The organism is Bacillus sp. T33-2 (assembly GCF_002860205.1).
GTDB lineage: Bacteria > Bacillota > Bacilli > Bacillales > Cytobacillaceae > T33-2.
Map to the genome: position 1 here is coordinate 1 of NZ_PGVB01000044.1, position 20,200 is coordinate 20,200.

Genomic DNA, 20,200 nt, shown 5'->3' on the forward strand with positions numbered 1-20,200 from the left:
AAAGGGTCGAATAGAAAGGCTCTAATCGACTTTGGGCATACTCAATTCCTTGCAAAGGTCGAACAGGAAGGCTCTAATCGACTTTAGGCATACACAATTCTTTGAAAAGGTCGAATAGAGAGGCTCTAATCGACCCTAGTCATACTCGATTCCTTGCAAAGGTCGAATAGGAAGGTTCTAATCGACTCTAGTCATACTCGATTCCTTGAAAGGGTCGAATAGAAGCTCTAATCGACTTTAGGCATGCTCAATTCCTTGAAAAGGTCGAATAGAAAGGCTCTAATCGACTTTAGGGAGAAACAATTGCTTCAAAAGGTCGAATAGAAAGGTTCTAATCGACTCTAGTCATACTCAATTCCTTGAAAAGCTCGAATAGAAAGGCTCTAATCGACTTTAGGCATGCTCATTTCCTTGAAAGGGTCGAATAGAAAGGCTCTAATCGACTTTAGGCATGCTCATTTTTTTGAAAGGGTCGAATAGGAAGGCTCTAATCGACTTTAGGCATACACAATTCTTTGAATAAATAGATATAGCTTTTCCACACAAACAGGTCCTGCCAGTCCAGGGTCTGTTTTTTATTCTTCTTTTAAGGTGGACTTAAGTTTAATTTAAGATACCGATTCTATAATGAAAATGTGGAAAACAGATTTAGCGGGAGGCCAATATGAATAGTGTGATCAAGGTAGAAAACGTTTATAAATCGTATAAAAATGTCATCGCCGTCAACAATTTATCTTTGGATGTAAGAAAGGGAGAGATATTCGGGCTCTTGGGTGCGAACGGGGCGGGGAAAACGACGGGCCTGGAAATGATGATGGGCCTGACGAAGCCGGACCAGGGAAATATCACCGTCGCTGGAGTTGATGTAATCAAAAATCCAAAGGAATTAAAGGAATTGATCGGCATTCAGCTTCAGAAGACATCCATTTATGACCGCATTAAGGTCAAAGAAGCCCTGGCCTTGTTTTCTTCTTATTATAAAAAGAAACGAAATATGAAAGAGATCATCGAGATATTGGGTTTAACACCGTATTTGAACAAGTACGTGAAGAACCTTTCCGGCGGCTGGCAGCAGAGAACCTCCTTGGCACTGGCATTGGTGAACGACCCGGAAGTTATTTTCCTGGATGAACCTACGACAGGATTGGATCCTGAGGCCAGAATCCAGCTTTGGCAAATTATTAATATGTTAAAAGACGAAGGGAAGACAATCATTCTGTCGACTCATTATATGGAAGAAGTGAAAAAGTACTGCAGCCGCGCTGCAATCTTGAAAAACGGGGAGCTTGTCATATGCGACACCCCATCCAACCTCATCAGCAGTTTGGGAATAAAAGAAGGCTCGATGGACGATGTATATGCAAAATATGCTTCCCATTCGATGAAGGGGGCCTGAAACTAATGAATGCCATGTTAACTCACGTACGGATGGAAATCACACTTTTTTTCAGGGAAATCATTGCGATATTTTTTACATTTTTATTGCCGGGAGTCAGCTTTGCCGTTTTAGGGCAAATGTTTAAAGATGTAGATTACAGTAAGGGCTCGTACTTTGATTTATATATCCCGGGCATGATCGCAATTATTGTGTTTACTACCGGTTTCTTTACAATAGGGGTCCAGCTGGTGACGGACCGGGAAAAGGGCGTGTACAGACGGCTGCAGGGCACACCGCTTAATCCATTGAATATTTTCACAGGCATATTCATCAAGGGCTTTATCGCTGTGTTTGCAGGGGCTGTTGAAATCATCCTGATTGCAAAATTGTATTTCAAGGCTGATATTACGCCAGACTATATTAAGTTTTTCCTTGCAGGGGCCTTTGTTTCCATTACATTTTTTGCACTGGGATTTTTAATCGCGAGCCTGGCTAAAAAAATGCAGACGGCACTCGCCATTTCATTTGTTTCGATGTACCCGATGCTTTTTTTATCAGGAGCGACTCTTCCAATTGAATCGCTGCCTGATGTCCTTCAAAAGCTGTCAAAATATATCCCTTTAACAGCTGTCATCAATGTCCTGCAATCGGGATGGAATGGCACACTGTTTCATAAAGACCTTGTGTTTGATTATATTTATCTACTGGTGCTACTGGTTTGCAGCTTGTTTATCAGCATTAAGTATTTTAAATGGCAAAGTTGATGATATGACGGCTAAGATGAGGTTTCATTCGGAAAAAGATCCTTGGCTGACATTGACGATTTTCGGGTCTTTGACAGTGTCAATTTTAAGCTGTGGCTATTCATTGCTGTTTGGACGTTTGCCCGGAATGTTAACACCGCTCATAATACTGGGCGCCGCTTTTGTATTCGTATTATGGATTTGGTTGACAACCTACTATGATTTGGATGATGACAACCTAATCATCAGGTCTGGACCGTTCAAAAAGACGGTTCCTTTAAACGAAATACATTCTGTAAAGAAGACCAGTAATATCATTTCAAGCCCGGCTTTGTCATTGAAAAGGCTTCATATCAAAAATGGAAACAACAAATCAGCCATTATATCACCACAAGACCGGGATGAATTTTTGGAGATACTAAGAAAACGCTGCCCCAATGCAAAAATATAAATATATTACTTGTAAAAAAATTCTATAATATGCATTATATACCGCCCCGACGTATGTTATCATCAAGCTACATTCACAAATAACGGGGAGCGGTACAATTGCAAACTTTTTTAAAAGAGATTTTCCCGGAAGAAGAGGGCTTTCTTCCGTATGCATATCTGTTAAATATCATGATCCCGGTTTATTTCTTGCTGCAGGAGCCACCTGCTAAGATTTATCCCGGTCTGGTGTTGGTGGCGATGTTGCTGGTCATGTTTCGGCAGGTTTATTGGACGCCCCGCATTTCACTGATTTTAATCGCAGGTGAACTGGCTATCACCCTTTTGCTGGGATACCTGTTTAATCCGGTTTATCTATATATCGTGTTTATTTTTTCAAATCAGATCGTGCGTCTTCCTTTGCGCTGGATGTATGTAATATCGGTCAGTTTTGCTGTAAGTGCTTTATATTTAATGTACGATTCAGGTATGTTCGCGGAGTTTTATATAATCATGATCATGATTCCTCCCCTGTTTGGCGGGAGTATCCTTCCTTTCATTATGAGGGCTTCCTTAAAGTACAAGGAAATGAACGAGCGCCTCGAGCTTACAGTGAAGGAGCTGGAAATTAAGAGCCGGGAAAAAATGCTTGCTGAAGAAAGCAAGAAGAGGATGCTTGCGGATATTTCGCATGATTTGAAAACACCCATTACGACTATTCAAGGATATTCCAAAGCGTTATATGAGGGAATGGCCGATAATCCGGAGCAGGCAAAAAAATACCTGAAATATATCCATGATAAATCCATCAGGGTTGCAACATTAATAGATGAGCTGTTTATGTTTTCAAAATTGGACAATCCCGATTACGCGACCAATAAAGTGGAGCGGGACGTATGTGAGTTTGTCCGCGAAGTGATTGTTGAATATTTTGATTTATTCGCAGAAAAAGAGATGCAATTAAATATAGAAATACCTGATACGAAAATACTGCACAGATTTGACCAGCAATTGATGTACAGGGCTGTCTCCAATCTGTTGGAGAATGCCCTTAAATACAATCCTGTAAAAACTGATATTTTTGTAGGATTAACGAGCACAGCACATGAAATCACAATAAAGATTGGAGATAGCGGGACTGTCATCCCGGATGAACTGGCCAAGGATATTTTTGAGCCCTTTGTCAGGGGGGACCGCAGCAGGAAGGAAGATGGCGGCACCGGGCTGGGCCTTGCGATTGCCAAAAAGATTGCAGAGGTCCATGACGGAAAGCTGGTTCTCGATACGAAACCGGAACGTGGCGTCAAAGCTTTTGTATTTGAGCTGCCGCGGATAAGGTGAACCTTGCATTAATAAATGAGCTTTCAGGCCGGGCTGAAAGCCTTTTTTCGGTACTGGGGGGCGGTCAATTTGAAAAGACGCTGCAAGATGGGAAGCAAAGGGATTTTTAGCACCCTTGTGAAAGAGTATATTTATTTTTCTTTAATGGTCGGGTTCATTGTGGTTATGACGTCCATATTCTATCAAAATCTGGCTGACAGGAATACAAAAACAATATTTAGTGAGCTAATGACACCTGTTATTTCCGACAATATGGATTATAAAAAAATTAAAATCGATTCAATCGAGGAGATTGATGGATGGGTCGAAATTCTTGACCGGGACAAACAGGTGGTTTTTGTTAAGGGAAAAAAGCGGGATGGCATCCAAAAATATACCGATACTGAATTGTTCGGGCATACCGACCCGATGGATGAGAAGAACCAATACTATTATTCTGTAACGCCATTTTTTTATGGCAATAAGCAGTTGTACTGTGTGGTTAAAATCCCAAATGACCGGATTTCATTTCTGCCGTCTGTCATTAATCCCCCATTGAAGTTTTGGAAAGTTGTTTTTTATATTGTCCTTCAAGCTGCGGTGCTCTTTTTCATTTTGTATGGCGTAAATATATATTTTTATAGCAGGAGAAATGCGAAAAAGATTGGAAGGCCCCTGACGCTGATAACTGAAGGGCTCCTGAAGATGAACAAGGGCAGGCTTGATACAAGGCTCGATTTCACCGCAGAATACGAATATGAAAAAATCAGGAATGCGTTTAACTATATGGCTGCCGCACTCGAGAAGACAGAACGGGAAAAAGAACAAGTTGAAGAAAGCAAGAAAAGGATGCTTGTAGATATCTCACACGACCTGAAAACCCCGATGACCACGATCCAGGGTTACTCGAAGGCATTATATGAAGGCTTGATAGATGACGAAAAACAGGTGAAAAAGTATTTGAAATTCATCCATGATAAGTCCATCAGAGTGTCGACCCTGATTGATGACCTTTTTACTCTGTCAAAATTGGACAATCCCGAGTTTCCGATGGTTCAGGAAGAATGCGATATAGGAGAATTTGTCCGGGAAATTATAGCGGAACATTATGAGCAATTTGAGGAAAAAGAAATGCGCCTCTCTATCGATATACCAAAAAGAAAAATCATTTACAAGGTTGATAAGAAACTATTATACAGAGCCATTACTAATATCTTGGGAAATGCGGTTAAGTATAACCCGAAACACACGAATGTTTATATTAAGGTCAGGAAGCTGCCGGACAGCATCCAAATCGAGATTTTGGATAATGGCATCGGGATTCCCGGGGAGATAGCCACAAACCTTTTCGAACCGTTTTTCAGGGGCGATAAGAGCAGGAATGAAGACGGAGGATCCGGCCTTGGGCTGGCCATTACAAAAAGAATAGTCGAGCTGCACAAGGGAACACTGGCGTTAGATACAAACCCGGAAAGAGGCAAAACGAAATTTGTCTTAACATTTCCCCTGTGAAAAAATCTTACATTGCAAAAACCTTCTGGATGCCGGAGGGTTTTTTAATGCACTGGTACCTGGAAAGCAAAGTTTGTCCATCAAGAAGGCAATGCTGGACAAAATCCCCCGGGAACAAGCAAAAATTGTCCATCAAGAAGGCAATGATGGACAAAATTGCCCGGGAACAAGCAAAAATTGTCCATCAGAACGGCAATGATGGACAAAATCCCCCAGGAACAAGCAAAGTTTGTCCATCAAGAAGGCAATGATGGACAAAATCCCCCAGGACAAGCAAAGTTTGTCCATCAAGAAGGCAATGATGGACAAAATCCCCCAGGAACAAGCAAAGTTTGTCCATCAGAAGGCATTGATAGACAAAATCCCCCGGAAACAAGCAAAATTTGTCCAACATGAAGGTTCAAAATCCCCCGGGTGGTCTTCGCCGTTAAGGGCCCAACAATCGGCGAATGGTCTTTAGGTTGATGTAAGTTCGTTTTAAGCTGAAATTAAATTGGATTTAAGTTTGATTTAAGCTTCGATGACTATACTGGGGTCAGAGGTTAAGTTAACCATTCAATCTACTTAATAGGAGGCGTTTTTGTGCAGAGCATTCCCATTGTTCAATTAAGCAATGTCAAAAAGACAATCGGAAAAAAGCCGATCATCAAGGGAATCAATCTTAACATTTATCCTGGGGAAATACTCGGCCTGTTGGGCCCCAATGGAGCAGGAAAGACTACAACCATCCGGATGATGGTCGGGTTAATATCGATTACAGATGGTGATATCAAAATAAATGGAGTCAGTATTGCGGATAAATTTGAACAAGCGATTTCGTATGTCGGCGCCATCGTGGAAAACCCTGAAATGTATAAGTTCATGACCGGATATCAAAACCTGGAGTTTTTCGCAAAGCTATCCAAAGGGGTCAGTAAAGAGAGAATTGGTGAAGTTGTCAAACTGGTCGGCCTTGAAAATGCGATCCACAATAAAGTAAAAACGTATTCGCTGGGGATGAGGCAGCGATTGGGCATTGCCCAGGCCCTGCTTCATAAGCCGAAGCTGTTGATTCTCGATGAACCAACGAACGGACTCGACCCGGCCGGAATCCGGGAAATTAGGGACTATTTAAGAAAACTGGCTAAAGAGGAGAACTTGGCAGTACTGGTGTCGAGCCATTTACTGGCCGAGATGGAATTGATGGCTGACAGAATCGCAATCATCCAACACGGCGAACTCATCGATGTCCAACGAGTGAATGATTTTATCGAAACCACGGAAACTACTTATCTATTACAGGCTGAACCGAGAGATGAAGCGTTAAATCTGATAAATATTTATTTTAATGAGATCGAAACGGAGTTAAAGGATGACAATATCAGCATCCAACTGAATAAAGACGAGATACCGGATTTAGTTGGATACCTGGTCAATAACGATATAAAGGTTTACGGTGTGATACCGACGGCCAAATCATTGGAAGAAAGATTTCTTGAAGTGACAGGGGGGACCAGCATTGCTTAATTTAGTAGTAAATGAGAGCCGGAAATTAAACAGGCAAATGGGCACATGGGTCATGCGGATTCTTGTCGTGCTGCTGATTCTGGCTGCTGCTTTGATCGCACATTTCGACTCGGATAACGACCAGAAGGCTGGAGACTGGAAAACGGAGTTAATACAAACGAATAAAGAAAATGAAAAACAGCTGAAGGATGAAAAGCTTCCGGAGAGCCTGCGCTATCTCATGCAAAAGGAAATCGACATCAACAACTATAGACTGGAGAATGACCATCCGCCAAGCCGGATTTGGGAATTTGTCAACATCACTTCCGCTTTAGTAAGCGTGATTACGATTTTTTCTATCATCGTCGCCGCAGGGAGTATCTCAAAAGAATTTTCATGGGGAACGATCAAGCTGCTCATGATACGGCCAGTGAACAGGTCAAAGATGCTGTTGAGTAAATATCTTTCCACGTTCCTGTTTGTACTGGAACTGCTGTTCATCCTTTTCGTATTTTCCATCATCATCGGTGGATTGTTCTTCGGATTTGATAACTTATCCACCAATTTCTTGACTTATACCGACGGCAAAGTCAACGAAGAGAATCCAGTAATTTATATTCTTAAAACGTACGGTTTGAACTGTATTTCTCTCCTCATCATGACTACATTCGCGTTTATGATCTCAACGCTGTTCAGAACGTCATCACTGGCAATCGGGGTCAGCATTGTCCTGGTATTTACAGGAAGCACGATCGTCGGCATATTCAGCAAATATGAGTGGTCAAAATACATTCTGTTTGCAAATACCCAACTCAGCCAATATATTGATGGTTCACAAATTCAAGACGGAATGTCATTGCAATTTTCGCTCACTGTAGTCGCTGTATATTATGTGGTCTTCATGCTGCTTAGCTGGATTCCATTTGTGAAACGTGACATTGCGGGATAAGTATTTTACAAACAAGGGGTGCGGTACATTGCTTCAACAAATGATTAGCGAAACTATCTTAATACAGATATATAAATCCTTAAAGCAGAGGTTATTTAATATTGCCTATTACATTACGAAGGATTCCTTTCTTGCGGAAGATATTTTGCAAGAGTCATTTATCAAGGCGTTTAAAAAGCGGGATACCATTGCAGACCATGAGAAAATTGGCCCGTGGTTAGCAGCAATTGTGACAAATACTTCAATAGATTATGTAAGGAAAGAACAGAGAAAAGGCTTCGTGCTGATGGATCATTCCATGTTATTAAATACATTGTCAGTGAATAAGGACCACAATGTCGAGAATAAAGTTGAAGTTAAGTTACTTAAGGAAAAAATACAGGAACAGATTGAAAAGCTGCCACCAAATAAACGCGAAGTATTCCTGTTAAAAGTAAAAGAGGGCCTTAAGGAAAAGGAAATTGCAAAAAGGCTGAAATTAAAGGAAGGAACGGTCAAAACACATATTAATCGGGCGAGAAGGACAATCAGACTAGCAGTAATTTAGTCATAGAATGGAGAGATGCAAATGAAACGCAGGGCGGAAAAGATCACAGGGTTTATTGGAATGCTGCTGTATGGGTTTTTGATTTTGATAGGGGGAGCTGTAATCGCACAACAAGACCACAGCGAGTTCATCATGACTATAAGGGACACTGCCAAAGAGGGGCCCAGCATGGAGTCCGTTGATGTCGATGGCTTAATTGACCTGATTGGGACAGCGGGATGGCTGTTGCTTATTGTCAGTGCCGCCGCAATTGTACTTGGCATCCTTGCTGTAGCATTTCTTAACAGAAATACCAAACCAAAGGCTGCTGGAACGATCTTTCTCGTAGTCGGCGCATTAAGCATCCTGGCCACGGTAGGCCTGGCTGCTTTCCCCGGCATTTTATATATTGTGGCCGGAATAATGTGTTTGGCCAGGAAACCAAGGCAGGAATATAGGTAATCAACTAGATTTCCGGGAATAAGTGAATTGCCAGAATACAGTGGAATGTGCGTAGATCATGGGTTTCCTGTGAAAAAACTGGATTCTCTATAATAAAATTAGATTATAGATAATAAAAATAGATTTCGTTAATAAGTTGGACAGGAAATCTGTAACCGGAAAGGGGCAAGAAAGTTTTGGATCAAAAAAGAGTGATAGTTTTGCTTATTATGTTGAGTACAGGTTTCATTTTAAGTGGAATGGCTTTAAAAACGACCTTTGAATATGCCCCTGCATTTGGCTGGTTATTTGGCATATTAATTATGTTTCTCACTACTTTTTTTGTAGCGGGTAAAATAAAATAGAGGACGAAACTAGATCCCTTATTCTGACAAAGGAATAGGGGATTTTGATTGAAAAAATTATACTGTTCATACTATATGAAGAAATATTTAAGAATGGCATTCTATGATCTGTTATTGAAGAAAATATGAGTATTTTATGAATGGTGCATATGGTCATGTGCCCTCGCTTCCTGCTGAAAGATTTATCCATTAAGATCAAAGAAATCAATAAATCTATTTAAGGGGATAGTTGAATGAAGAAAAATCTGCCTGTATTTATTGCAGTTACCGGGTTGGTTGTGTTTATCATAACCTTTACGATTTTAAAGGATCACGAATGGGTACGATATTTCCGTTTTATAGGTTCGGTTTTATTGTTTGGCAGCCTTTTTGCGATTCAAGATAAAGGATCTGAAAAATAGTAGTGCTTTGAAGTTATTCAACGAGGAGAGGGAAATGAAACCATTAAGCGTCATTCCACGTATATATGTCGACGATCTGAAAACTAGCTTAGTATTTTATACAGAACTGCTGAAAATTGAACCAGAGGCTCAATCTCCCTGAGAAACGGAAAAAATGACCTTAACCGTGGGAAACATGCAGGCATGAGTTCAAATATTGGAGGTTTTTCCGATGGACAGATTAACTGTCAATATAGAAAAAGCAGGTTACAGCATGAACGAAAGTGTCATCGAAAATGTCCGTTTTTCTGTTAAAACTGGCGAGCTTGTTGGCCTGATTGGGGAAAACGGCGCGGGGAAAAGTACGACAATAAAGGCCATCCTCGGCCAACTGAACTGGATGGAGGGCAGCGTAAACATACATACAAAAGGGGCTATATACGGATATGTCCCAGAAAAGCCGGTTTTTTATGATGAACTGACAGTATGGGAGCATATTGAGTTTTGCGGCATCATCCAGGAGATTTCAAACTGGGAAGAAAGAGCAAATGAACTTATTGATACTTTTCGATTGGGTGCCTACATACACCAGTTGCCCCACAGCCTGTCGAAAGGGACGCAGCAAAAAGTCATGATCATCCTCGCCCTGCTTCCATCGCCGGAACTGCTGATCATTGATGAACCCTTCATCGGGCTGGACCCGCGCGCTACGAAACATTTACTGCAAATGATTGAGCGGGAGAGGGCAAAAGGCACAGGCATCCTCATGTGCACCCATGTGCTCGATACGGCTGAAAAGCTGTGCGACAGCTTTATCCTGCTCTCAAACGGAACTATGTTCACTACTGGATCGCTCCTCCATCTGCAAACATTATGCCAGTCGCCAGGAGGAAGCCTGCTTGATTGCTTTGACTATCTGATTGAAGAGGGAACAAATCATGGGCAGGGCTGAATACATAACACGGCTAAAAAAAGAGACCCAGTTCCAAAAGAAAGTATTTAGAATGGTTTTGGACTGGTCGATCATCGTTTATTTTGTCTTCCCTGCTATGGTCATCTTGGCCGTTATCCATTATCGCATGTGGCATTCGCCGCCTGGGTGGACATCAACCATTCCGGTTGAGCTGTTTGGGTTAAGTCTCTATATGGGAACACTTATTTCTCCGATGCGGACCTTTGTTGCACAGGCTGATGAACTATTTGTCTTGCAAAAAACTGAATTTTACAAGTCGCTTATTCAACACGGGAAATATTTTGCAGTTTTGAAAGCTTTTATCGAAATCGGTGTGGTCATTGTTTATTTATTGCCCGTTTTTGTGGCAGCCTACAGTATTTCAAATTCTTCTATCGTCGGAATATTTACATATCTTTTCATTTGGAACATCTTTCAGAAATTGATCGAACGGTGGTTTTTCATAAGGAGAATCATATGGCGGCGCAGGTTGTTTTCTGTCTTTTCATTTGCCCTTTATGGAGCAGGCTTTTACGGTCTATTCCATAATCAGTCCATCTTCATTACCATTTCATCATTAATACTCATTGCCGTCGTTTGTTTGATCGTAATGGAAAAAGATCCAATCAGGCATTTTCAACAGGATGCAGAGCGTGAACAGAAAGAAAAGTGGAAATGGGCATCATTCATCATGATCCAGTCCGGAGAGGTTGACAGCATCAGGAAAACAAGAAAATATCCGCTACTAAATAAGAATTCCAGACCAATTTTTTCCGAAAGGACACCAGAAAAAATCCTGACAGAAATGTACTGGAAATGGCATGTTCGCCAGGGAAAACAGATAAAATTTTATTTGTCATTCATGAGTGTCTCTTTCGGGGCGATTGTTGTGCTCCCGCTGAATTTGAAGATAATCGTGCTTATTTTCGCATTGATAGCTGGCTACAAAATACAGCAGGGCATATGGAAAGCGTTTATCAACCATCCTTTTGCCAGGAATATCAATAAAATCAACGAGGATGTCATGGCCAGAGCGAAAAGGCTCGCCTTTAAGGCCACATGGCTTATTCCTATGAGCACGCTGAAAGTTTTGACGATTATTCTGTTTTTACTGAATATCTTTAAATTATAATAGTAATTAAATAGGGAGCGAATGAAAGGAGGGCAAAATGGATCGTACATTATTGATCGTTGATGACCAGCCTGAAATTGTTGAGTTGCTGAGATTATACCTGGAAAAGGAAGGCTACAACATCGAGGAAGCCTATGACGGACAGCAAGCTTTAGACATCATATCCTCGAAAAAAAGCATTGATTTGCTTCTCGTAGATTTGATGATGCCTAATGTCGATGGTTTTCAGCTAATTAAAAAAGTGAGGCGTGAATTGAATCTTCCGATTATTATCCTATCGGCTAAAAATGAAGACAATGATAAAATTCTCGGCCTTGGGCTGGGGGCGGATGATTTTATTCCGAAGCCCTTTAATCCACTTGAAGTGGTGGCAAGGGTTCAGGCTCAATTGCGGCGGAGCTACAGCTTCAACAATGGGCTGAATACAGCAGCCGAACACGAGGATGAACCAACCAAAATCATTGTTGGAGATCTTGTGTTGGACCAGGATTCATTTTCTGTTTTAAAATCCGGAAATTCAATCACACTGACAAAGACAGAATATAAGATTCTGGAATTACTAATGGCCTCCCCAGGCAGGGTATATACAAAGCAACAAATCTTTGAAAAGGTCTGGAACGATTATTACCTGGGAGCGGAAGAGGACAACACGATAAACGTACATATATCAAAAATCAGAGACAAAATCGAAGATAGTCCGAAGTCCCCGATTTACTTAAAAACAATCCGCGGTCTTGGCTACAAAATTGAGAAGGGTCTGTGAATAACTAAATAAGATATATACAGGGAGGATCATTCGATAGGAATGGCCTCTTTTTATGTGACTTTTGAACTTATTTGTCGGACAAGGTGAGTTTGGTATGGAATATGAAGGATTTTGCATTTCATAAAAAGAATATTTAATTATCAGTATATTTTCTTGTTACTTGATCAGCGGAAAGAAGGGATATTATGAGTGAAAATTTTTTTGCAGACTATAAGAATTATATTGTGATCCCTTTGGAAGAAAAAAAGACAGGCAAGAAAGCGTTTGATCCCGCGGATTATGCAACGTTTTATATCCTGACGTTATCACTATATGATTCTTTATTAACGAACTGGAAAGATGCCAGTAAATACGAGATAGAAGTTGAAAAAAGCATCAAGAAGGTATTGGAAGATTTCAACAGGAGCCAGAACGGCATTTACCATCTTCAGTTGCTGGAACTTGATGATACTCAATCATATTTTGTTTTAGCCCTGTCATGCAAAGATAAAATTGAAAAAGACGAGGCAAATGACTATATTGCGTACATCATTGAAAAATTGCTTTCCAACAGGTTTTATATTGGCCAGCACTGGTACAGGGTAACGGGCGAACGGGGGAGAATCGAACGCAAGCTGTTCTGCTTCTCTTTTAAGGAATATACAATGTCGGATAAGAGAGTCACTAGTTCAACAGACGGATGTTGAACGGGAGTGATTGAACAACTATAGTGTATAGGCAATAATAGTATTTTATCCTCAACTAAAGGGTGCCTGACTCTCGAATAGGGTCCAGGCTTTTTTGGCAGGTTGACAGTGCAAGAAGGAGAACGGTGTAAAGGAAGCTGCCACTATGATAGCTATCTTTCTTATAGAATAGAATGAAATGGCAGTAACATTGGACTTAGACCTGGTTGACTATAACCTTGTTGCACTTACACGTGCGCTACTTCGATAAGACCTCGAAACGCCAAAACAATCCGATAAAAAAGAATTGTGAGGAAAACATCCCCCTTTAATAATTTACTTGAAATCAACAAAACGGGTGCTAAAACCCCTGTTTTTGCCGCTAAATGGTTGAAAAGTATGTCTAAATACCTATTGGACATTCTCTTAAAAGTATGGTTTTCTATATAATTATGGACTGATTTTTATGGATTGCGGCAAGGGAGAGCCAGACGTTGATAATTATATATGGAAGTGGCCAACCCTTGTATTGATGCAAGCGGGAATCATTGATTAGTTATTCGATTAAGAAACGTATTAGCATAAGGGCGAAATTTTACCGGCCGCTTAGTTTCAACCTGGAGGATATATGTTTATTATTTTATTATTTTTATTATTATCATTATTATTTACCTTTCATCTATCAAAAAGAGGAAATGCTGAAAACGCAAGCGATATTTCAGAATCAAACCGAATATCCACTTTCCTGAAAAATAAGGGAGGGAATCATACTTCACACTTAAGTATGTTAAAAGACAAACAATTCTTCTGGGCCCAAAATGACAGTGTGCTCATTACTTTTCAACAAGCGAGTGGCTCATACGTTGTATTAGGTGATCCTATCGGAGATGATTCCCTAATATCAGGAGCACTTAACGAGTTTGAACATCATTGTTATAGGCGGGGGAAACGGCCTGTATTTTACCAAGTTTCACCCAAATACCTAAATCTTTATACAAAACAAAGATACCGCTGTATAAAAATTGGAGAAGAGGCAAAAGTGCATTTACCCGATTTTTCTATGGCTGGAAAAAAACGTGCGAAATTAAGGACCCGTATCAATAGACTTGAGCGCAATGGTTATCGGTTTTCGGTGCTGTTTCCGCCCCACTCATCCAATTTAATAAGTGAAATTAACCAAATTTCAGACTCATGGCTAGGAGGTAGAAAGGAAAAAGGGTTTTCGGTAAGTTTCTTTTGTGAAAATTATGTGGACAACTTTCCACTTGCAATTGTCAAGAACCCGGCTGGAACAATAATAGCTTTCGCTTCATTGGCATCCAACCATCAACAAACTAACCGTACTATTACAGTGGATTTGATGCGGTACAATAATGGAAGCCTACACGGTACAATGGATTATTTGTTTGTTTCAATTTTTCAGTGGTGCAAACAGAATGAGTATGAGTGGTGCAGTTTAGGAATGTCACCGTTAGCAAATATCAAAGATTCAGCTGGACTTTTTGGCCCAATCGGCCATTTTATTTTTCATAGAGTAAATTACCTTTATAATTTTAAAGGGCTGTATGAGTATAAGAACAAATTCGAACCTGTTTGGGAAAGCCGCTATCTCATGTACCGATCGTTTCTGCCAATCGTGTTTCTTCACATTATCCAGTTGATTCACCAGAAGCAAGACAACAGAGACAGGGAAGGTAAGCAAATTAAAAGGGCAGTTTAGTCATTAATCTCGTAATTTATTTAACTAACGGTGAGTTTTAGCCGAATTTCAAACTCCCACAGAGGAAGCATTTTTCTGCTCTTACGAATAAAGATAATTAAAAAGCTGACCTGGTCAGCTTTGTCCGAGGCTATTTCCTGGACAAGCTGGCGATGCAGGACAGCTTTTATTTATGGTGATTATCTAAAACCTTAATCGGCTAGGGCCGCTCATTTTTTATTCCCAGGTTTGCGGTCTTTTTTCTGTTCCTTCAGATACTTCAAAAAGCGGAAGGCTTCCTCCTTAATTTCATCCGGAGCGCCTTTCAGCTCTCTATACCATAACCCGAACTCCGGGTCACGCATCAATTCTTCAATTCCCTGGTGTTGTTTGCTTACTCTGCTTTGATCGGTAGAACCGTCCGGGTGGGCGGTCCTTCCAAGGAGATAGTCGGTCGATACCTCTAAAGCATCAGCAAGATCGTTCAACATCTCATTGGATGGGGAGCTATAACCAGTTTCATAATTAGAAATTGTCGTCTTTTTCGTATTAACCAGTGTAGCTAATTGTTCTTGCGTCAACAATTTTGCTTTCCTGGCCAAACGCAGCCTTTGTGCTATCATGGCGACTTCCCCTTACCAAAATAATAAGTACAAATATATTGTACTTAATTTTAAAGAAAAGTGAATAAAAGTCCAAAATAATCAAACGTGGCGATTGACATCCAAGTTTCTTGGATTTATTATCAAGATATAAAGTTCCAGAAAACTGGGATGCAAGAGTGGTGAAATAATTTGAAGAAAAATCATGCGTTAATTAACGCAAGAAAGAAAAAAGGCTACACCCAGGTGCAATTGGCAGAATTACTTCAATGCAAAAAAACAACCGTCAGCAATTGGGAAAATGGCTACGCCAGGCCAACTTTAAATGTTGCTTACCAAGTAGCCACACTTTTGGATAGTGATATAAATATTCTATTTTTTAGCAATGAAGACAAGGATGTTGCCAAAAAAGCGGATGAAAAAAGTAATTCATAGGTTAAGAGCATATATTGTTTATACCGTCATACTCAAAATAAAAAATAGGCAAAACAGCGGCACTTGTGTGATCGCTGTTTTTTTGTTTATTTGTCGATGTTGCTGTTCATCAACTCCAGGAATCTATCAAGCTTCATGATGACAATCCACGGTTTTTGGTCGGCCCTGTAGGCGATGATATCAGGTGTGTTTTTCTCATTCAGCCATAAATGGTTTTGAAGCCTGCTTTCTTCCTCTTTACTTCGACAGACCAGCCGTTCGGCAGTATCACATCATTTTTGAATCTTCTGTTTTGCCTGATAACGGAACCCTTTTCCCAACGGTAAGCTTTGCAAATTCTGCTTGCCCACGATAACCCTTATTTTTTGATTTAATTGTTCATTATGAATGGTTTACACCTGTCATTCCAAAGAACCGAAATTCGTTCAAAGTCGAGTTGAAAAATTTGATTATAAATGTTTCTAAAGAACAGACGATGCTCGAAGCATTGCTTGAAGCAGGCATCAAGGCCCCTTATTCCTGCAAGGTTGGCCGCTGCGGTACATGTGAGCTTAAAGTGACAGCAGGGGAAATCGACCACCATGATTCCTTTCTGAGCGATGAACAAAGGAACATTCAAAACTCCATTTTGACCTGTGTGTCACGGGCTAAGTCGGACAAATTGGTTCCTGATTATTGAAAATGATACACTTACTGTAAAAACGGAAAGAGGAAATATCGAATGGACTTTTTGGAAAAAATCAGGCCGCATCTGTTATCCGATGACTTTTTTGTGCAGGAATTTGTCATGCATGCTTTGCAGGAATATCCGAATGTGCCGCCAGAGTGGACAGAATTGCTTTTAAGAGAGGCGATTGACTCAAAGGAAAAAGAATTGGTTATTTTGGCGAATATCGATAAATTCACTTTTACCGATGGTGCAGTAGCACTTCTTGCGGAGGGGTATCGTTCTGCGGCGAAAGACAGAAAACATTTATTTGCGCGTCTGATAGCTAACCTGGACCCTGAGTTGATTTTGGAGCATCGTTCCACGCTCGCGGGAATTCTTACACCAAAAGCTTTTGAATTAAATGAATTCTTGTTGAATGGCGGGGAAGAGGAATTATGGGAAGAATATGGGTCTGTATTGGCAGCAATGGAAAGAGACGAGAACTTCCAGCAGGATTTATATACGAAAGCCAAACGTTTGGCGATAACTCTTGTTAAATGAGGCTGGGTCGAGGAATGGGAAATTGACAACACGTTTAAGGAGCAGCTGGAAGAGGACTATTTTGAGTTTAATGGAATACTGGCTGTCTATATGGCTAGCTTGTTGAAAATGGAGAAGTATGTTCCGCTGCTGGTCGATTTTATGAATCGGGATGAAGATATACTCCAGGAAGAGACATCTGACGCGCTGATTGCTTTTCAATCGGATGAAGTGGTAGAAGCGGTCGCCGAAATGATGAGTGATTCAGACGATATCATTTTTCCTGTTTCCGTTCTTGCCAATACTAAAACTCCTTTGGCCGTTGAAAAACTTCGTGAGCTTTATAAAAAAACAACCGATGATGAAAACAAAACAATGATTATCGAGGCATTATGCCATCAACTTACAGAGGAAGCCCTACCGGAAATCGAACAATTTGCGAAAGAAGGCTATAACTCTTATCTAGTTGAGGTTGAGAACCTGTTGTATGGTTTTCATAAAGTAATGGGTATCGATCATCCCAAGCTGCAGCAATGGCGGCAAATTGCCGAAGACCGGGAAGAAGAATTCCGCAAGCTGCAAAGCGGGGAGAAGGGCAGAGCGCCGGATCCACTTGATCCAGGAATTCCTTACCGCAACACCGAAAAAGTCGGCCGCAACGACCCGTGCCCATGCGGGAGCGGCAAAAAATATAAGAAGTGCTGCGGAGCGTAATTTTTTTGGGCCTGACCCCCAGCCCGGTGGTGGTACATTAACGAACCGAGGGTCAGGCCCCCAGCGCGGTGATACTTTACCGTACTTGGGGCCTGACTCCCACAGGATTAACGTATTAACGCACCTAGGTGATGTGCTTTGGTTTGTTTTTTGCAATAAAGGAAAAAGTACATATGAGATTACTTTAGAAAGAAGGTTTTCTTCATGGACATTCCTGTAGGGGTATCGAGCAGGCACATTCACTTGACCAGGGAGCATTTGGAGCTTTTATTTGGTGAAGGCTATGAGCTGACAAATATGAAAGACCTGTCACAGCCTGGCGAGTTTGCGGCGCATGAGACAGTAAGGGTCATTGGTCCAAAAGGGGAATTTCCAGCGGTGCGGGTTTTAGGACCGGTGCGCAAGTTCACTCAGTTGGAGATTTCCAAAACGGATTCTTTTGCATTAGGAGTAAAAGCCCCGTTGCGTGCTTCCGGCAACATTGAAGGCACGCCAGGCATCAAAATTGTCGGACCAAAAGGCGAGTTGGAAACGGAGGAAGGGGTCATTGTCGCAGCACGGCATATCCACATGACTCCTCGTGACGCCGAAAAATTCGAGGTTGAAAATGGGCAATATGTGAGCGTAAGAATTGAAGGTGAGCGGGGCCTTGTATTTAACCAGGTCTTGATCAGGGTGAAGGACACATTTGCATTGGATTTTCACATCGATACAGATGAGGCAAATGCTGCAGGTTTAAGGACGGGGGACCGTGTCCAAATTATAAAATAAAGCAAAAAGGCGGAGAAATAGTCTCCGCCTTTTCCCATACTTGCATTAGTAAAGCAAATATTTCTTCCGGGTTTTCTTGAATTCATCCAGCCCGTCCTGCCATTGTTCGGTGAGTTCTTCCACTGATTTGCCCTGGTTGATGCCGTCACGGATCCAGCGATTCCCGGTCAGGTTATCAAAGAATGAAATTCCATTGCTTCCCTCAGCGCGGAACTGGAATTTGTCAGGGTACATATCGTGAATCGTCTTTACAACGTGAAGCCCTGTTTCTACCGGTTTAAAAGCGTCCCGGTCAGTGATATGGTACTGTACGCCATGGGAGAGCACGCCGCTATGCTTTGAGAATGTCGGGATGAAGGATGCAGCCCTGAATTTGACACCAGGCAGCTTAAGTGAGTTCAATTTTTCAGCAAGGTCGTCGCTGTTGATGAACGGAGCACCCAACAATTCAAACGGCTTTGTAGTTCCGCGTCCTTCCGACAGATTCGTGCCCTCGATTAAAGCTCCGCCCGGGTAGACAAGTGCAGTGTCAAGTGTTGGCATGTTAGGTGAAGGGAGGACCCACTGGAGCGGTGTATCATCATAATACATATTCCGCTTCCAGCCTTTCATTTCCACAACGGTAAGAGCTGCACCAATTCCGAATTCCTTATTGAACAATTTAGCCAGCTCGCCTACGGTCATGCCGTGGCGGATCGGGATTGCATATTGCCCTATGAACGAAGCATATTTAGGTTCAAGCACCGGTCCTTCAACTTTGGTTCCGCCAAGCGGGTTCGGACGGTCAAGCACGATAATAGGGATGTTGTTCTCCTTCGCTGCTTCCATTGCCAGTGCCATTGTGTAGATATATGTGTAAAAGCGCGTGCCGACATCCTGAATATCAAATAGTAATACTTCTACGTCCTCCAACATTTCAGGAGTAGGTTTTCTTGTCTTTCCATAGAGGCTGTAAACCGGAAGTCCTGTTTTTTCATCAACATAGTATTCGACATACTGGCCAGCCTGCGCGCTTCCACGGACGCCATGCTCCGGGCCATACAGTGCTGTCAATTCGACCTCAGGATCGTCGTGGAGCAAATCAACAATACTGTTCATTTCCTGGTCGACACCGGTCGGGTTTGTAATCAGGCCGACTTTTTTGCCTTTAATGAGGTCTTTCTGCTCATTCAATAAAACTTCTACACCAAGCTTGAACTTTTTGGAGCGCCTGTCGTCATCGTCATGATCCGCCAGGGCAAATGTAAAACAGGAGAGTGCGAGAACTAGTGTTATGATCGATGCCAGCCATTTTTTCATGAATTTTCCTCCTTAGTTTGTGATGGTTTTCAGGATAGTAAATGTTCGCAAATTACATTAATCTATTTAGACAAAAGTACGGTAATCGCTTTGAGTAAAGTGGATTAGAACCGCTCTATTGGACAAAATTCACGCTAATCGCTTTGAGTAAAGTCGATTAGAACCGCTCTATTGGACAAAATCATGGTGGTCCATCAGGCTAAGGTGCATTAGAACCGCTCTATTGGACAAAATTACGGTAATCGTTCTGAGTAAAGTCGATTAGAACCGCTCTATTGGACAAAATCATGGTGGTCCATCAGACTAAAGTCGATTAGAACCGCTCTATTGGACAAAATCATGGTGGTCCATCAGGCTAAAGTCGATTAGAACCGCTCTATTGGACAAAATCATGGTGGTCCATCAGGCTAAGGTCCATTAGAACCGCTCTATTGGACAAAATTACGCT

Annotated in this window: 25 protein-coding genes; 23 read left to right on the forward strand and 2 right to left on the reverse strand. The window is 41.5% G+C overall.

The genetic code is table 11. The annotated features are described in order from the left end of the window. The first annotated feature begins 664 nt into the window (after positions 1-664). The 18 genes from CVD19_RS21980 to CVD19_RS22055 all read left to right on the forward strand — a co-directional run bounded on the left by CVD19_RS21980 (position 665) and on the right by CVD19_RS22055 (position 14,763). A complete protein-coding gene (locus CVD19_RS21980) occupies positions 665-1,396 on the forward strand; it encodes an ABC transporter ATP-binding protein (RefSeq protein ID WP_101585326.1) in 732 nt (243 codons plus the stop codon). A 5-nt stretch (positions 1,397-1,401) separates the two neighbouring features. Next, positions 1,402-2,142 (forward strand): ABC transporter permease, encoded by a 741-nt coding sequence (locus CVD19_RS21985; protein WP_101585327.1) that lies wholly within the window; start codon positions 1,402-1,404, stop codon positions 2,140-2,142. 16 nt (positions 2,143-2,158) lie between these two features. After that, positions 2,159-2,572: a PH domain-containing protein gene (locus CVD19_RS21990; RefSeq protein WP_180953743.1), complete on the forward strand. Its 414-nt coding sequence runs from the start codon at positions 2,159-2,161 to the stop codon at positions 2,570-2,572. A 98-nt stretch (positions 2,573-2,670) separates the two neighbouring features. Beyond that, on the forward strand, positions 2,671-3,891 hold the full coding sequence (locus CVD19_RS21995; RefSeq protein WP_257985247.1) for a sensor histidine kinase: 1,221 nt from the start codon (positions 2,671-2,673) through the stop codon (positions 3,889-3,891). Between the two features lie 69 nt (positions 3,892-3,960). Further along, positions 3,961-5,382, forward strand: coding sequence for a sensor histidine kinase (locus tag CVD19_RS22000; protein ID WP_180953744.1), 1,422 nt, complete (start codon positions 3,961-3,963; stop codon positions 5,380-5,382). A 47-nt stretch (positions 5,383-5,429) separates the two neighbouring features. Next, positions 5,430-5,633, forward strand: coding sequence for a hypothetical protein (locus CVD19_RS22005; RefSeq protein ID WP_142383558.1), 204 nt, complete (start codon positions 5,430-5,432; stop codon positions 5,631-5,633). Beyond that, positions 5,633-5,842 (forward strand): hypothetical protein, encoded by a 210-nt coding sequence (locus tag CVD19_RS22010; RefSeq protein WP_101585331.1) that lies wholly within the window; start codon positions 5,633-5,635, stop codon positions 5,840-5,842. Before CVD19_RS22005 ends, CVD19_RS22010 begins: the two co-directional genes overlap by 1 nt. Positions 5,843-5,964: 122 nt before the next feature. After that, positions 5,965-6,888, forward strand: a complete 924-nt coding sequence (locus CVD19_RS22015; RefSeq protein ID WP_101585332.1) for an ABC transporter ATP-binding protein — start codon at positions 5,965-5,967, stop codon at positions 6,886-6,888. Further along, positions 6,881-7,816 (forward strand): ABC transporter permease, encoded by a 936-nt coding sequence (locus CVD19_RS22020; RefSeq protein ID WP_101585333.1) that lies wholly within the window; start codon positions 6,881-6,883, stop codon positions 7,814-7,816. Before CVD19_RS22015 ends, CVD19_RS22020 begins: the two co-directional genes overlap by 8 nt. Before the next feature lie 28 nt (positions 7,817-7,844). Then, entirely contained in the window at positions 7,845-8,363 is a 519-nt protein-coding gene (locus CVD19_RS22025) for an RNA polymerase sigma factor (protein ID WP_101585334.1), read from the forward strand. A 21-nt stretch (positions 8,364-8,384) separates the two neighbouring features. After that, positions 8,385-8,804 carry a DUF4064 domain-containing protein gene (locus tag CVD19_RS22030; protein WP_180953745.1) on the forward strand — a complete coding sequence of 140 codons (420 nt, stop codon included), beginning with the start codon at positions 8,385-8,387 and terminating at the stop codon, positions 8,802-8,804. A gap of 176 nt (positions 8,805-8,980) precedes the next feature. After that, positions 8,981-9,148, forward strand: coding sequence for a hypothetical protein (locus CVD19_RS25045; protein WP_180953746.1), 168 nt, complete (start codon positions 8,981-8,983; stop codon positions 9,146-9,148). 233 nt (positions 9,149-9,381) lie between these two features. Beyond that, on the forward strand, positions 9,382-9,549 hold the full coding sequence (locus CVD19_RS25050) for a hypothetical protein (RefSeq protein ID WP_180953747.1): 168 nt from the start codon (positions 9,382-9,384) through the stop codon (positions 9,547-9,549). A 211-nt stretch (positions 9,550-9,760) separates the two neighbouring features. Further along, positions 9,761-10,480, forward strand: coding sequence for an ABC transporter ATP-binding protein (locus CVD19_RS22035; RefSeq protein WP_101585336.1), 720 nt, complete (start codon positions 9,761-9,763; stop codon positions 10,478-10,480). Further along, entirely contained in the window at positions 10,467-11,612 is a 1,146-nt protein-coding gene (locus tag CVD19_RS22040) for an ABC transporter permease (protein ID WP_101585337.1), read from the forward strand. The genes CVD19_RS22035 and CVD19_RS22040 overlap by 14 nt, the downstream gene beginning before the upstream one ends. Positions 11,613-11,649: 37 nt before the next feature. Next, entirely contained in the window at positions 11,650-12,375 is a 726-nt protein-coding gene (locus tag CVD19_RS22045) for a response regulator transcription factor (protein WP_101585338.1), read from the forward strand. A 188-nt stretch (positions 12,376-12,563) separates the two neighbouring features. Further along, positions 12,564-13,064: a hypothetical protein gene (locus tag CVD19_RS22050; protein WP_101585339.1), complete on the forward strand. Its 501-nt coding sequence runs from the start codon at positions 12,564-12,566 to the stop codon at positions 13,062-13,064. A 607-nt stretch (positions 13,065-13,671) separates the two neighbouring features. Then, complete coding sequence (locus tag CVD19_RS22055) at positions 13,672-14,763, forward strand: phosphatidylglycerol lysyltransferase domain-containing protein (RefSeq protein ID WP_101585340.1); 1,092 nt, start codon at positions 13,672-13,674, stop codon at positions 14,761-14,763. 209 nt (positions 14,764-14,972) lie between these two features. On the opposite strand, the gene CVD19_RS22060 is transcribed toward CVD19_RS22055, so the two are convergent. Next, a complete protein-coding gene (locus tag CVD19_RS22060) occupies positions 14,973-15,365 on the reverse strand; it encodes a helix-turn-helix domain-containing protein (RefSeq protein WP_101585341.1) in 393 nt (130 codons plus the stop codon). Between the two features lie 171 nt (positions 15,366-15,536). Between CVD19_RS22060 and CVD19_RS22065 the strand changes: the two genes are divergently transcribed. The 5 genes from CVD19_RS22065 (at position 15,537) to pduL (ending at position 18,453) form a co-directional block, all read left to right on the forward strand. Next, a complete protein-coding gene (locus CVD19_RS22065) occupies positions 15,537-15,779 on the forward strand; it encodes a helix-turn-helix transcriptional regulator (protein WP_101585342.1) in 243 nt (80 codons plus the stop codon). A gap of 445 nt (positions 15,780-16,224) precedes the next feature. Then, positions 16,225-16,458 (forward strand): 2Fe-2S iron-sulfur cluster-binding protein, encoded by a 234-nt coding sequence (locus tag CVD19_RS22075; RefSeq protein ID WP_257985250.1) that lies wholly within the window; start codon positions 16,225-16,227, stop codon positions 16,456-16,458. A 42-nt stretch (positions 16,459-16,500) separates the two neighbouring features. Then, the gene (locus tag CVD19_RS22080) at positions 16,501-16,989 is read left to right on the forward strand and encodes a hypothetical protein (RefSeq protein WP_101585343.1); all 489 of its coding nucleotides are present in this window, start codon (positions 16,501-16,503) and stop codon (positions 16,987-16,989) included. Between the two features lie 108 nt (positions 16,990-17,097). Next, positions 17,098-17,682 carry an SEC-C metal-binding domain-containing protein gene (locus tag CVD19_RS25210; RefSeq protein WP_219620114.1) on the forward strand — a complete coding sequence of 195 codons (585 nt, stop codon included), beginning with the start codon at positions 17,098-17,100 and terminating at the stop codon, positions 17,680-17,682. A 204-nt stretch (positions 17,683-17,886) separates the two neighbouring features. Beyond that, the gene (gene pduL, locus CVD19_RS22090; protein ID WP_101585344.1) at positions 17,887-18,453 is read left to right on the forward strand and encodes a phosphate propanoyltransferase; all 567 of its coding nucleotides are present in this window, start codon (positions 17,887-17,889) and stop codon (positions 18,451-18,453) included. A gap of 45 nt (positions 18,454-18,498) precedes the next feature. Here the strand turns inward: pduL and CVD19_RS22095 are convergent, their stop codons facing one another. Then, entirely contained in the window at positions 18,499-19,752 is a 1,254-nt protein-coding gene (locus CVD19_RS22095; RefSeq protein WP_101585345.1) for an exo-beta-N-acetylmuramidase NamZ family protein, read from the reverse strand. Positions 19,753-20,200: the final 448 nt, after the last annotated feature.

What these genes read in the sequence shown, in the direction of transcription:
- CVD19_RS22080 (WP_101585343.1), top strand. Translation starts at nt 16,501, where the DNA reads ATGGACTTTTTGGAAAAAATCAGGCCGCATCTGTTATCCGATGACTTT.
- CVD19_RS25210 (WP_219620114.1), top strand. Translation starts at nt 17,098, where the DNA reads ATGGAGAAGTATGTTCCGCTGCTGGTCGATTTTATGAATCGGGATGAA.
- CVD19_RS22060 (WP_101585341.1), bottom strand. Translation starts at nt 15,365, where the DNA reads ATGATAGCACAAAGGCTGCGTTTGGCCAGGAAAGCAAAATTGTTGACG.
- CVD19_RS22035 (WP_101585336.1), top strand. Translation starts at nt 9,761, where the DNA reads ATGGACAGATTAACTGTCAATATAGAAAAAGCAGGTTACAGCATGAAC.
- CVD19_RS22040 (WP_101585337.1), top strand. Translation starts at nt 10,467, where the DNA reads ATGGGCAGGGCTGAATACATAACACGGCTAAAAAAAGAGACCCAGTTC.
- CVD19_RS22005 (WP_142383558.1), top strand. Translation starts at nt 5,430, where the DNA reads ATGCACTGGTACCTGGAAAGCAAAGTTTGTCCATCAAGAAGGCAATGC.
- CVD19_RS22055 (WP_101585340.1), top strand. Translation starts at nt 13,672, where the DNA reads ATGTTTATTATTTTATTATTTTTATTATTATCATTATTATTTACCTTT.
- CVD19_RS22095 (WP_101585345.1), bottom strand. Translation starts at nt 19,752, where the DNA reads ATGAAAAAATGGCTGGCATCGATCATAACACTAGTTCTCGCACTCTCC.
- CVD19_RS21980 (WP_101585326.1), top strand. Translation starts at nt 665, where the DNA reads ATGAATAGTGTGATCAAGGTAGAAAACGTTTATAAATCGTATAAAAAT.
- CVD19_RS21985 (WP_101585327.1), top strand. Translation starts at nt 1,402, where the DNA reads ATGAATGCCATGTTAACTCACGTACGGATGGAAATCACACTTTTTTTC.
- pduL (WP_101585344.1), top strand. Translation starts at nt 17,887, where the DNA reads ATGGACATTCCTGTAGGGGTATCGAGCAGGCACATTCACTTGACCAGG.
- CVD19_RS22010 (WP_101585331.1), top strand. Translation starts at nt 5,633, where the DNA reads ATGGACAAAATCCCCCAGGACAAGCAAAGTTTGTCCATCAAGAAGGCA.
- CVD19_RS22050 (WP_101585339.1), top strand. Translation starts at nt 12,564, where the DNA reads ATGAGTGAAAATTTTTTTGCAGACTATAAGAATTATATTGTGATCCCT.
- CVD19_RS25050 (WP_180953747.1), top strand. Translation starts at nt 9,382, where the DNA reads ATGAAGAAAAATCTGCCTGTATTTATTGCAGTTACCGGGTTGGTTGTG.
- CVD19_RS22045 (WP_101585338.1), top strand. Translation starts at nt 11,650, where the DNA reads ATGGATCGTACATTATTGATCGTTGATGACCAGCCTGAAATTGTTGAG.
- CVD19_RS22030 (WP_180953745.1), top strand. Translation starts at nt 8,385, where the DNA reads ATGAAACGCAGGGCGGAAAAGATCACAGGGTTTATTGGAATGCTGCTG.
- CVD19_RS21990 (WP_180953743.1), top strand. Translation starts at nt 2,159, where the DNA reads ATGAGGTTTCATTCGGAAAAAGATCCTTGGCTGACATTGACGATTTTC.